The sequence below is a fragment of the Gemella taiwanensis genome (assembly GCF_054054385.1).
In genome coordinates this window covers 41713-55490 of sequence record NZ_JBSMTL010000009.1, presented here as the reverse complement: position 1 = coordinate 55490, position 13778 = coordinate 41713, and the positions used below count along the sequence as shown (strand labels likewise).

At 35.0% G+C, this 13778-nt stretch carries 8 protein-coding genes; all 8 read left to right on the top strand.

The window, feature by feature from the left end:
- The first annotated feature begins 1 nt into the window (after position 1).
- The 8 genes from ACWOA3_RS06890 (at position 2) to tnpA (ending at position 13677) form a co-directional block, all read left to right on the top strand.
- Complete coding sequence (locus tag ACWOA3_RS06890; protein WP_003147679.1) at positions 2-919, top strand: 1-phosphofructokinase family hexose kinase; 918 nt, start codon at positions 2-4, stop codon at positions 917-919.
- A 120-nt stretch (positions 920-1039) separates the two neighbouring features.
- A complete protein-coding gene (locus ACWOA3_RS06885; protein WP_456884948.1) occupies positions 1040-2983 on the top strand; it encodes a PTS fructose transporter subunit IIABC in 1944 nt (647 codons plus the stop codon).
- Positions 2984-3495: 512 nt separating this feature from the next.
- Positions 3496-9696, top strand: coding sequence for a mucin-binding protein (locus ACWOA3_RS06880; protein WP_456884946.1), 6201 nt, complete (start codon positions 3496-3498; stop codon positions 9694-9696).
- Positions 9697-10135: 439 nt separating this feature from the next.
- Entirely contained in the window at positions 10136-10312 is a 177-nt protein-coding gene (locus ACWOA3_RS06875) for a hypothetical protein (RefSeq protein ID WP_003147682.1), read from the top strand.
- Complete coding sequence (locus tag ACWOA3_RS06870) at positions 10284-11720, top strand: glycosyltransferase family 52 (RefSeq protein ID WP_456884943.1); 1437 nt, start codon at positions 10284-10286, stop codon at positions 11718-11720. Before ACWOA3_RS06875 ends, ACWOA3_RS06870 begins: the two co-directional genes overlap by 29 nt.
- 3 nt (positions 11721-11723) lie before the next feature.
- Positions 11724-12602 carry a glycosyltransferase family 1 protein gene (locus ACWOA3_RS06865; protein ID WP_456884941.1) on the top strand — a complete coding sequence of 293 codons (879 nt, stop codon included), beginning with the start codon at positions 11724-11726 and terminating at the stop codon, positions 12600-12602.
- A gap of 93 nt (positions 12603-12695) precedes the next feature.
- The gene (locus ACWOA3_RS06860) at positions 12696-12968 is read left to right on the top strand and encodes a hypothetical protein (RefSeq protein WP_456884939.1); all 273 of its coding nucleotides are present in this window, start codon (positions 12696-12698) and stop codon (positions 12966-12968) included.
- A gap of 244 nt (positions 12969-13212) precedes the next feature.
- Entirely contained in the window at positions 13213-13677 is a 465-nt protein-coding gene (gene tnpA, locus ACWOA3_RS06855) for an IS200/IS605 family transposase (protein ID WP_456884938.1), read from the top strand.
- The last annotated feature ends 101 nt before the right edge of the window (positions 13678-13778 follow it).

Genomic DNA, 13778 nt, shown 5'->3' with positions numbered 1-13778 from the left:
AGTGTATTATACAATTACTTTAAACCCAGCTGTTGATATGCTGACGACGGCGAACAATTTCGCACTTGGAAAATTAAATAGAACACAAGAAGCGAAGTACGTAGTAGGTGGAAAAGGAATTAACATCTCAATATTACTGAATAATGTTGGTGTTGATAGTAAAGCTTGGGGATTCGTTGCTGGATTTACAGGGTATTTTATAAAATCAGAACTAGATAAACTAGGTGTAAAACATGATTTTGTAGAAACAAGTGGAGCTACTAGAATCAACATGAAGTTAACTACAGAAACTGAGACTGAAATTAACGGTCAAAGTAGTAGTGTAAACCTAGATAACGTGAGTGACTTCTTTGCGAAGTTAGAAGTATTAACTGAAGAAGATGTAGTATTTTTATCTGGTAATGTTATCGCGGGAATGGGTGTAGAAGACTTCAAAGCTATTGCGAAGAAAGTATCGGAGTCAGGTGCTACGTTAGTAGTAGATAGTAATAAAGAATTAGTGTTAGACACACTAGAGTACAGACCATTTGTAGTTAAACCGAATGAATTTGAACTTGGAGAAATGTTCGGTGTAACTTTAAATAGTATCGAAGAAATCTTACAATATGCTGAAAAATTACAGGAACGTGGAGCGAAAAACGTACTTGTTTCACGTGGAGCAGACGGAGCTTTATTACTAACTGAGAACAAAGAAGTATTCGAAGTTAACGTAGCTAAAGGTAAGATAGTGTCTACTGTTGCGGCAGGAGATAGTATGCTTGCGATGTTCGTTGCGAAATACAACGAAACAAAAGATTACCAAGAAGCTCTGCGTTATGCATCAGCTGCAGGTGGTGCAACATCATTCTCAGTAGGAGTAGGAAGTAAACGATTAATAGAAGAATTACTACCACAGATTGATGTTAAAAAATTAAAATAAAATTTCAATAGGCAATACCGGGAAAATTAGAAATCGATCCCTCGAACGAAATAAAAACAAATTATTTGAAGAAAAATAAAATATTTCCTCGGAAATATGAAATTAACAAAGGAGAAAGAAATGAAATTAACAGATGTTCTAAATTATGACTTAGTTCAATTCGGATTCAGTGCGGCTGATAAAAAAGAAACTCTGGATAAACTAACAAGCATGTTAGTAGAAAAAAATATTATTGCAAGTAAAGAAAACTTCTTAAATGCCTTACTAGCTCGTGAAGCTCAATCAACTACAGGAGTAGGAGAAAACGTAGCTATCCCTCATGCAAAAAGTGCAGACTTCGACAAAGCGATGATAGTTTATGCAAAAAGTAACGAAGGTGTTGAGTGGGAAAGTTTTGACGGACAACCTGCAAAACATATCTTTATGATCTGTGCGCCAGACGGAGGAGCAGACGAGCACCTTAAAGCTCTAGCTTCATTATCACAAGCTCTTATGGATGCAGATGTAAAAGCAGGATTAGATGCAGCTACAACTAAAGCAGACGTAGAAAAAGTATTCGCAGACTTCGTAGCGAAAACAGAAGCTCCAAAAGAAGAAGAAAAATCAGCTGTTCCAAGTGGAGAAAAACCATATATCATTGCGGTAACAGCTTGTCCAACAGGTATTGCCCATACATTCATGGCTGCTGAGAAAATCAAAGAAACAGCTAAAGCGATGGGGCTAGATGTTAAAGTAGAAACAAACGGTCAAATTGGTGTAGAAAATAAACTCACAAAAGAAGATATCGAAAGAGCAGCGGGAATTATCGTTGCAGCGGATAAAAAAGTAGAAGTTGCGCGTTTTGATGGACGTCCAACAATTATGACAAAAGTAGCTGACGGAATTAACAAACCAGAAGAACTTATCCAAACAATCTTAGATGGGAAAGCTCCGATTTACAAACACGACGGAGCAGCAGAAGCTTCAGAAGATTCTTCAGCAAATGAAAGTATCGGACGTCGTGCTTACAAACACCTAATGGAAGGTGTAAGTAACATGCTACCATTCGTAGTAGCTGGTGGTATTCTTATCGCGTTATCATTCATTTGGGGTATTAACTCATTTGATCCGAAAGACCCATCTTACAACAAAGTCGCAGAAGTATTATTCTACTTCGGTAAGATTTCATTTAGTATGATGTTACCAATCCTAGCCGGATTCATCGGTCGTTCTATTGCTGACCGTCCAGGGTTTATCGTTGGTATGATCGGTGGTATTTTAGCAGACCCAAGTATTTTAAGTCTGAAAAGTGATTTATTAGCATACACACCTTCAGGATTCTTAGGAGCGTTAGTAGCCGGGTTCTTAGCTGGTGGAATTATCCATGTATTAAAAATTGCATTCAGCTGGATGCCTCGTTCATTAGATGGTATTAAACCAATCTTCCTATTCCCTATCTTAGGTTCACTAATTATGGGACTATTAATGATCTTCCTAATCAACGCGCCGATGGCAAGTATTATGGAAGGATTAAAACACTTTATCGAAAGTCTTAACGGAAGCGGTAAGTTCATACTTGGATTCGTAGTAGCTGCGATGATGGCTATCGACATGGGTGGTCCAATTAACAAAGCTGCTTATGTAACAGGTACAGCTCTATTAACATCTGCAGGTTCAGCAGGAAGTGATGTAATGGCTGCGGTTATGATCGGTGGTATGGTACCTCCATTAGCAATCGCTGTATCAGCAACAATCAACAAAAACATCTGGCCAAAAGCTCAACGTAGTGGAGCGATAGTGAACTACGTAATGGGGTTATCATTTATAACAGAAGGAGCTATTCCATTCGCAGCAAGTAATCCAGCGCGTGTTATTCCACCATTATTCATCTCAAGTGGTATCGCTGGAGCTTTAAGTATGACTTTTGGTGCTGTATCAAAAGCCCCTCACGGAGGAATCTTTGCTATCGCTGCAGGTGCTGTAAGTAACCCACTTATGTATCTATTAGCTTTAGTAATCGGAGCAGTATTAGGTGCATTACTATTAATCGCATCATTAAGTTTTGGGAAAAAGATAGTAAAATAAGATTTTAAATTAAATATAATATAGTAGAAAACACTACTTCAGTGCAAACTGAGGTGGTGTTTTTTATTTGTAATAAGTTATAAAAAATATTTTTAGAGAATGTATATTTATAGAAGGGAATTGCAGGAAAAAATAAACGGACAAGCGTTTTCTTTTAAAATTTAAATTATATTTAAAGTAAAAATAAAAAGATATTTATCATTAAATAAAAAGGAAGTTATAGTTTTACAGTTTTATTTCCATAATTTTCAATATAATACAATTCAAATCATAACTTAAAACAAACTTAAAATTTACTGGTAAAGAAAAGTTTTGCAGTGTTTTATTATTTTAAGGTTATTGGTATAATAGCATTTTCTTTGTGTTTTGAAATGAAAACATGAAATTTAAAAATATATAAAATATGATTGAAATTTTAGGTAAGTTTAAGTTAAGTTATGTAGAATATCTCTTGTAGTCAGTATGATTTATATTTTATTCAATATTATATTTAAAAGAAAAAGGAGACGATAATGTTTAGTAAAAACAACACAACGATGAATAATAAAAAACAATATGAAAAAGTTAACCACTACGGTATCAAAAAGTTCAACGCAGGAACAGCATCTGTTCTTATTGCATCTGCTTTTATGTTCTTAGGTGGTGCAGCGCAAGCAGCTGATACTAACAAACAAGAAGCTACAGTAGCAGCTACAGAAAAAGCAACTGCAACTGAAGAAAAAGTAGAAACAGCTAAAGTTGAAACACCAGCTGTAGCTCCAAAAGCTGAAGTTAAAGAAGAAAAAACAGAAGAAGCAACAGCTGAGAAAGCAACAGCTGAGAAAGCAACAGCTAAAGAAGTAAATAAAACAGCTCTTCAAGCTAAAATTAACCAATTAGATAACTTATTCGTGTCATTAGCAGGACAAGAATTATCAGAAACAAAACAAGCACAAACAGTAAGTGCTGCAGTAGAATTAAACAAAGCTAAAGACTTAGTAGCGCAAGCATCAGCTACACAAGAACAAGTAAATGCTCAAGTAGCAGCATTAGAAGCAGCTATCAACAACTTAAGCAAAGTTGAAAAAACTGCAGACAAAAAAGAAGAAGCTAAAAAAGAAGAAAAATCTGAAACTAAAGTAGCTAAAGAAAACTTAGAAAAAGCAGTTTCAGAAGCTAAAGCAGTAAACCGAGCTGCAACAACATTCGAAACAAAACAAGTAAAAGAAGAAGCTAAAAAAGTAGAAATCAAAGCAGCGGTAGCGACATCTGAAAAAGAAATCGCAAAAGCTCTAGACATCTTCAACTCAGACTCTTCAACAAAAGAAGATGCTGATCAACAACGTAAAGAATTAGAAAAAGCAATTGAAGCAGTTTACGTAACAATGCAACGTGCTGGACACCGTGGTAAAGTAGAATCTATCTTAGCGGATGCAGCAACTCAAGATCAAAAAATCGTAGGTAAAGATACTGTTAAAGATGGAACAAAAGTTAAATCTTTAACAAACGGTTATATTACGATGAATGCTGATAATACAACTCCTAAAGCATGGGGATTTGATTCAACAATTGATACTGCAGATTTACAAGCAGGTACAATTACAAAAATCGAAGTTACAAACTTAGCTGAGTTTGGTGCTGCCTTCCCTGCAGGAAAAAAAATTACAGCAGCAGATGGTACTGTAATTGGTAAAGTTAAGTCTATCGACTATAGAACATCAACAGGAAACAACAATAACAAATCTGTACCATATTGGGCGCAACGTACACAACGTGGTATGACTTATGATCAGCGTGTTGCTGAACAACCAGCTGTTGCCAATGAAACTGGTACATACACTTACAACATTGAGTGGAATGAGAAAGTGAAAGATTATCCTATCGTTTCATTTGGTGCTGAAAACTTATCAGGTGGTGGATACTTAGCTCCACAAATTTCGAAAGACACGCCATATAAAGCTACTATTAAGATCGATGGTAGAACAGTTGTTGAACATACATATACACGTAAAGGTCAACAAGCAAGTTTTTCAAAACAAGCAACATCAGCTTCATTAAGATCAAATAATGGTTTAGGATATGTATCTAATGAATTAAAAGGTAAGAGTGACACTTTAGAAATTAATACAGACTCAGATATTCGATATGGAGTAGGTTCTAAGTTTACTATTAAATTACCTAATTCTGAATTTACAGAATTCAAAGAACTTGCAGGAAGTACTAACTTTGTAAATGGATTAAATACAGCATCGACTATTAATCCTAACAAAGGAGACAGTATTACTTATCGTCTTGCTAACCGTTGGGCTAACGTTAAAGCAAATGAAAACAACGTTTGGATTTTACAAGATGGTCGTGAAGGAGGATTTACATTAACTCCAAAATTAATCTCACCAACAGAATTAGAAGTAACTGTAACGGAAGGATATATTCAAGAAGGTTCTAATATCTCGTTATCTCTTCAATCTTTAGGAGTAGAGAAAGTAATTAAAAATAAAACTTTAACAAGTGAATTTTCTAACGTTACGTATAACGAATTTGGGATTATTACAGGTGGTACAGCAGGTAATAATAAAACTGCTGCTACATTAACAGTCTCAGGTGGAACATCTATTAACGGTGAAAAAGAAGAAGTTACTACAACAGTTGCAAATGGTTGGGAAATCAACGCATCTGGATCGCCTTTAGGAGAACCACCAACAGGAGCTGTCGTAATAGGTCTTAAGGAACTTGAGACTGGGAAAATTATTGGACATGCAACTACTAAATACGATGGAAATCGTCCTTTAAATGAAGATGGAACAAAAGATAATACAAACGTATTAGGTAAGAAATATGATGTATCTGGGTTTATTCCTGAGATAATAAAAGAAGTGGACGGAGAAGAGTACGTCCTTGCTAACATTCCTACAACAGGTATTGAAGGTACACTAAGTGTAACGAATACAAGAGTACGTGATATTTATTCAACTGAAGAATTGAAAAAGAATGGGCTTAATGCATCAGCTTATGTTACTCCAGTAGAATACAATTATGTTAAGAAAACAAGAGTGGAAGAAGTAAATCGTACAATTAAATTTGTATACGCTGATAATGTTGCTAATCTTGCTGGTACTGATGTATTCCCATCACAAACTCAAACTGTAAGTTATAAAGGAACTGTTAAAACAAATGCCGAAGGTAAAGCAGAAATAGATTCGAATGATAAACCAATCTATATCAACTGGAAAGGTATTGGAGATACAAATCTTCCAGAATTAGCAGTACCTCAAAAAGAAGGATTTGTAGCAAGTGTTGAAAAAGTACCAGTACAAGCAACAACAGCAACTGATAAAGATTACGAATACGTAGTAACTTACACAGCTATCCAAAGAGTGAAAACAACTTTCGTAGATGAAAAAGGAAATGCAATTCCAGGAGTAGATGCGATCACTGAACAAGGTAGATCAGAAGCTCCATTAACAAAAGAAGCTGAAGTAAAAGCTAAGATCAAAGAACTTGAAAACAAAGGATATGAATTAGTATCTAATACATACCCAGAAGGTGGAAAATTCGATAAAGATAAAGACACTGATCAAGAGTTCAAAGTAACACTTAAAGCTAAAGAAGTTACAGTAACACCAGATCAACCGAAAACACCAGGAACTCCAGTAGATCCAAATAACCCAGAAGGACCTAAATATCCAGCTGGATTAGAAGAAAAAGATCTAAACAAAACAGTAACACGTACAATTACATACGTATACGCAGATGGAACTCCAGTATTAAATGAAGACGGAACTCCAAAAACAGTAACACAAGAAGTTAAATTCACACGTGAAGCAAAAGTAAACTTAGTTACAGGAGAAGTTACATACGGAGACTGGACACCAGAACAAGACTTAGCTGAAGTTAAATCACCAGTAGTTAAAGGATTCTTAGCTGATAAAGCAAGTGTTGCAGCAGTGAACGTAACAGGTAATTCAGAAGACATCAAAGAAGTAGTAACATACACACCACTAGGATCATGGGTGCCAAATATCCCAGGACAACCAACAAATCCAATTAAATATCCAAACGATAAAGATAACCCAACAAAACCAGGAACTGATAAACCAGTATTACCATACGTACCAGGTATGACTCCAAAAGATGGAAATGAACAACCACTTAAACCAGTAGATCCGCAAGATCCAACAAAAGGATATATCATTCCAGATATTCCAAATGATCCAAGTCAAGACACTCCAATCAACTACGTAAAAGATACTCAAAAAGCTAAAACAACATTCGTAGATGAAAAAGGAAACCCAATTCCAGGAGTAGAAGGAATTACAGAAGAAGGTGATTCAGATGCACCATTAACAAAAGAAGCTGACGTTAAAGCTAAAATTGCAGAACTAGAGGATAAAGGATATGAGTTAGTATCAAACACTTACCCAGAAAACGGTAAATTCGATAACGATACGAATACTGATCAAGAGTTCAAAGTAACATTGAAAGAAAAAGAAGTTACAGTAACACCAGATCAACCAAAAACACCAGGAACTCCAGTAGATCCAAATAACCCAGAAGGACCTAAATATCCAGCTGGATTAGAAGAAAAAGATCTAAATAAAACAGTAACACGTACAATTACATATGTTTACGCAGATGGAACTCCAGTATTAAATGAAGACAAAACTCCAAAAGTAGTAACACAAGAAGTTAAATTCACTCGTACTGCTAAAGTTAACTTAGTAACTAAAGAAGTTACATACGGAGATTGGTCAGAAGCACAAGACTTAGCTGAAGTTACATCACCAGTAGTTAAAGGATTCTTAGCTGATAAAGTAACAGTACCAGCTACAAAAGTGACTGCAAACTCAGAAAACACTACAGAAGTAGTAACATACAAACCAATCGGATCATGGATTCCAAATATCCCAGGACAACCAACAAGTCCAATCAAATATCCAAACAATCCAACAGATCCAACAAAACCAGGTAAACCAACAGAAACATTACCATATGTACCAGGATATACTCCAGAAGATAAAGATGGAAATCCACTTAAACCAGTAGATCCGAAAGATCCATCAAAAGGATACATGGTACCAGATATTCCGACAAATCCAGGTGAAGATACACCAATCAGCTACGTAGCAAACAAAGCTAACCTAGTAGTTAAATATGTAGATGAAAATGGAAAAGACTTAGCTCCAGCAGAAACAACAAAAGGTAAAGTAGGAGATGAGTACACAACAACTGGAAAAGTAATTGACGGATACGTATTAGTGCGTGTAGAAGGTGATGCTAAAGGTAAGATTGGAACAGAAGGTTCAACAGTAACATATGTTTACAAACCATTAGGTTCATGGATTCCAAACATTCCAGGACAACCAACAAACCCAATTAAATATCCAAACGATCCACAAGATCCAACAAAACCAGGTAAACCAACAGAAACATTACCATACGTACCGGGATATACTCCAAAAGACGGCAATGGTCAACCACTTAAACCAGTAGATCCACAAGATCCAACTAAAGGATATATCGTACCAGATATTCCAACAGATCCAGGAAAAGATACAGTAATTAACTATGAAGCAAATGACGCTAATCTAGTAGTTAAATATGTAGATGAAAAAGGAAAAGACTTAGTTCCTGCAGAAACAACAAAAGGAAAAGTAGGAGATGACTACACAACAGAAGGGAAAGTCATCGAAGGATACGTATTAGTACGAGTAGAAGGTGATGCTAAAGGTAAGATTGGAAAAGATGGTTCAACAGCAACATACGTTTACAAAGAACTAGGTTCATGGATTCCAAATATTCCAGGACAACCAACAAGTCCAATCAAATATCCAAACCATCCAACAGACCCAACAAAACCAGGGCAACCAACAGAAGTATTACCATATGTACCAGGATTCACTCCAGAAGATAAAGATGGAAATCCACTTAAACCAGTTGATCCAACAGATCCATCAAAAGGGTATGTAGTACCAAACATTCCAACGGATCCAAGCCAAGATACAGTAATTAACTATGTTGCTACTGAAGCTAACTTAGTAGTTAAATATGTAGATGAAAATGGAAAAGACTTAATCCCCGTTGAAACTACAAAAGTTAAGATTGGAGATGAGTACACAACAACTGGAAAAGTAATTAAAGGATACGTATTAGTACGAGTAGAAGGTGAAGCTAAAGGTAAGATTGGAAAAGATGGTTCAACAGTAACATATGTTTACCAACCACTAGGATTATGGGTGACAAACATCCCAGGACAACCAACAAGTCCAATCAAATATCCAAACGATCCACAAGATCCAACAAAACCAGGAAGTGATAGACCGGTATTACCATACGTGCCAGGATACACTCCAGTTGATGGAAATGGAAACCCACTTAAACCAGTTGATCCACAAGACCCAATTAAAGGATACATCGTACCAGATATCCCAACAAACCCAGGTCAAGATACACCGATCAACTATGTGGCAAACCCTCAACCACAACCAAATCAAGATCCAACAAAACCAGAAAACAATAAACCAAAAGAAGATCAAAACAAAGATCCAAAACAAGATAAAAAAGAAACACCTGAAAACCCAGGTCAAAACAATGCTCCAGTTCAACCAAAAGCAAATGCTCAAGTTAAGAGATTAGCTAATACTGGAACAACAGAAACTAACACTGGCTTAGCAGGATTAGGATTAGCGACATTTGCTGGAATGCTTGCAGCATCAAGACGTCGTAAAGAAAAATAAGAATAAAATAATAAAATCATAAAGACAAAATAGTAAATAATAAAATAAATGGCTTGAAAGCCCCCTTGATAATTTTCGAGGGTGCTTTCTTTTTAGGTTTATAAGATTTAAAAAAGGGATTAATTTCGAATTAGATGTTTATATTTATTTATATAATCTCAACAACTAAGATACACTCTATAAAGATGTTCTCTTCGTTTACACAATCCCGATAACTATTACAACCGGAGCGGAGGCGCGCATGCTGTTTACATAATCTCGTTCGTTAGTAATGTCTAACTTTTCAAAACCCCACTCTTGGTACTCTTCATCACCTGCATTTGACTAGAATTTTCCCGCGTGATAAAATATTTATAATTATTAAAGGAAAAGGCTTTTGGCGTAATTTTTCGTGCCTAATAGAGAGTCTAATAGAGAGGTTAACAGAGAGGTATAGTGTATGAATATTATTTTTTGTACTTCACCATTTCAAGTCTTAGTTGCGCGAGAGGTTGCTAAGGTTACAGGTGAGAAGTTTTTTGGAATATATTTGAAAATGTCTAATGATAATAGGCAGAAAATATACGCTGATAAAATGAAAGAGTTTTGTGAAGATACTCTATTTATTGATAATTAAAGAATGGCCTAATGAACTTAGGGAAAAACTAGAAAATATCAAAATTGATAAGTTTTATCTAGCAAGTTTAGATAATCCGATAGCTCACAGTATTTTTAATCCTAGTTTTATGAGATTATTCACATTTGATGATGGTAGTACTTCGATTATTGCACCTAATATATATACTCGCTATACTGATAGAGTAGTCGGACCAAAAGAAATAATGTTGGAGAGGGTCATAAACCTATCTCAAGCTCACTATACAATATTCGATACTAATACCGTATTCCCAACTGAAAAGTTGATAAAAATACCTTTCGATACTAAACCGAAAGACTTTGCTAGAGCGACTAACAGAAAAACAGTCAAGGTCTTTTTAGGGCATGCACTTGGCAGCTACATAGACGAAAAAGATATAAGAATTACAGAAAAATTGACGCAGAAGGCATTAGAAAATATGGGAGAAACATTATACTATGCTCACCCTCGAGTTACAGTAAATGTAGAAAATGCTGAGACTATTCGATCAGATAAATGTTTTGAAGAAGAGATTTACGACCTATTGTCTAACTATGAGAATGTAGAAGTCTATGGTTTTTATTCGACTTCACTACTTCTTGTAAAAAACATTCTTGGAGTGAGTGTTCGTTGTTTCAGAACGTTCTTAACGACTAATGAAGTAGAAATTCTAGGTAATTATGGCATTGAATCGATAGATTTACCTTTATCGGAGACGGCGATAGGTATTGTTATGCCTGTTTATAACCGTGAAAAAACTGTCGGTAAGGTGATTGAATTGGTGTTAAATCAAACTCACGAAAACTTTAGACTTATTATCGTCGATGACGGATCTCGTGATGGAACTGAAGAAGTATGTAGAAAATATTTAAATGATGAGAGAGTTATTTATCATAAAGTTCTTCATGGTGGAATATCGAGAGCCCTTAATGCAGGGATTTCGCTAGTGACTGCGGAGTATATCGCAAGGCAGGACTCTGATGATGAATGGATGCCGTGGCACTTGGACTTTCTTCTTAATGAATTAGAACAAAATGATAAGTTAGATATCATTGGTTCAAAGGTCGATGCGGATAGAAATAAACTACAAGGTGGAATTAAAAGAAATAATTTCAATAACCTTTCAGGTGAGGAGTTATGGTTTAAGTTAGCCTATAAAAATATGTTTAATCACTCTACTGTGATTTATAAGAAATCTGCGGTTGAGGAAGCTTGTGGTTATGATCCAGAGTGCGATGGTTTTGAAGATTGGCACCTGTGGGTGTGTATGGTAACTAAAGATAATGTGCTCGTGATGAATACGCTGACTGCATATTATGGTCTTCTTGAAGAAGATAATAAAGGTATGATATTTAGAAGTAGACTTGCGAAGAGTTGCGGTTTAAGATTAGAAGATGTATTGGAGTAGAAAATGGTTAAAGTATTTACGATAAAAGAAGGAGTTCCTTACACGATCTATGGTTTTGAGAGTAGTCAACTAGCTAGACAAGCTGTCTTTGACGAAATAGGTATCGAACAAAGATTAGTTATAACGAATCTAACTAATTTTGTTCCGAATTTTGTAGAAACTCTTGAAAGTCTAGGGTTCAAAAACTTTTATCATGTAATTTTTGAAAAATCAGATATAGCCAGGGATAAACCTAGCGTAGATAAAAGTTTTATAGAAAATCTAGAGGATGTTTTAGAGGTGGAATATGCTAAAGACGGTTATGTAGGATTAGTTCACTACAAAGATGGAGCTGTAGAGTGTTATACTTCGCAACTATTATATAAATATGTCCCTAAAGAAGATAAATTTATCCTTTACAACAAAGATGGAGTAGTATTAGAAGGTGATGTTTCTGAAAATTATCATAAGTATCACATAAAAGAAACTGATGAAACTCTGATGCAATGGCAATTGGTGAGTGAATACCTTGTGGAAAATTCAACTGTTGATGATAAATTCATTATAGATATGATTAATGAATATCCTCTGCAACTTCGAAAGTTTTTCCAAAATACTGGAAGAGAGCTTTTTGCCTATACGCATTACAATATTCTTGTGCCATTTATGAAGTTTGTCTTGCAAAGTTGGTGCACTAATGTTGTCGCAAGCCCTGTCTTAGAAGAAAGACTAGGAAGTGATAAGGTGAGATTCCTACCACCTGTCTATGTAGAAGAGGTTGAAGAAGAAATATATACAACTATAAAAAATTGGTGCATAGTCGGCAATATGACCTTTATAAAAAAATATGAAATCACGATTGAAGCATTTAGATGTACACCTGATAGCACACTTACGATCTAGGGTAATTTACCTGAAGGATATACTAGGAATAACTTACCAGATAATGTTAAATTTGCTGGTTTTGTAAAACAAGTACCTTATGAAAAACATGAATTGTATATATCTTGTTCGTTAAGTGAATGCTTCGCCAATTCAGCTGTAGAAGCATCTTCGAAAGGATTAGTCTGTCTGCTTTCTAATGTTGATTTAGGGCATAGATATTACGCGAGTATCTGTGAAAACACGAAAACTTTCAGTTCTTTTGATGAATTGTTAGAATTTCTTGTGAAATATCAACAGGAAGGCGAATATAAATCTTCAACTTTTGCAAAAGAACATGTGAAGAGTAAAGTAGCAGAGTATTATAAGAAAGTATTGAAAGTTTAATAAATATAAATTTGTTGTATCTAAAAGATAAATAAATATATGTTAAGTTAATATCTTCTTGGTAAAAATCCAGGAAGATATTTTTATATTAATGGCTTTAGCCAGTTGAGGAGGCAAAGTCTCCGAAACAAAAAACCACCCGCTATGCGGGTGCGAGATAAAAGTTAAACAATTGAAAAATCATCCTTTCTTGATAAAATAAGAGTAGTTCAAGCTCTAAAATAAAGAAAGGATGATTTTAATTATGGCAAATAAACATAATAGTTTATTGCATACAAAGTGGTTATGTAAATACCATATTGTATTTACCCCTAAGTATAGACGAAAAATAGAATTTAATCAATACAAACGAGATATAGTAGATATAATAAAAAGGTTATGTAAGTATAAAGGAGTGGAAATAATAGAAGGACATATAATGCCAGATCATATACATTTGCAGTTATCAATACCACCGAAATATAGTGTATCAAGTTTTATGGGGTATTTGAAAGGAAAAAGTTCACTGATGATATTTGATATGCATGCAAACTTGAAATATAAGTATGGGAATAGAAAATTTTGGGCAGAAGGATACTATGTAAGTACTGTAGGTTTGAATGAAAGTACAATAAGAAAATATATCAGAGAACAAGAAACGCATGACATTTCAATAGATAAATTGACAATAAAAGAATATACAAATCCATTTAGAAATAACAAAAAGTAGATAAACCCGTTTAACGGGTAGCGGGCATCAAAATACAATAGGGCTTGAACGAATGTGAAAGCCAGCGCCTTGAGGTGCGTGTTAGTAACAAAGGGTTATAC

What these genes read in the sequence shown, in the direction of transcription:
- ACWOA3_RS06885 (WP_456884948.1), top strand. Translation starts at nt 1,040, where the DNA reads ATGAAATTAACAGATGTTCTAAATTATGACTTAGTTCAATTCGGATTC.
- ACWOA3_RS06865 (WP_456884941.1), top strand. Translation starts at nt 11,724, where the DNA reads ATGGTTAAAGTATTTACGATAAAAGAAGGAGTTCCTTACACGATCTAT.
- ACWOA3_RS06875 (WP_003147682.1), top strand. Translation starts at nt 10,136, where the DNA reads ATGAATATTATTTTTTGTACTTCACCATTTCAAGTCTTAGTTGCGCGA.
- ACWOA3_RS06880 (WP_456884946.1), top strand. Translation starts at nt 3,496, where the DNA reads ATGTTTAGTAAAAACAACACAACGATGAATAATAAAAAACAATATGAA.
- tnpA (WP_456884938.1), top strand. Translation starts at nt 13,213, where the DNA reads ATGGCAAATAAACATAATAGTTTATTGCATACAAAGTGGTTATGTAAA.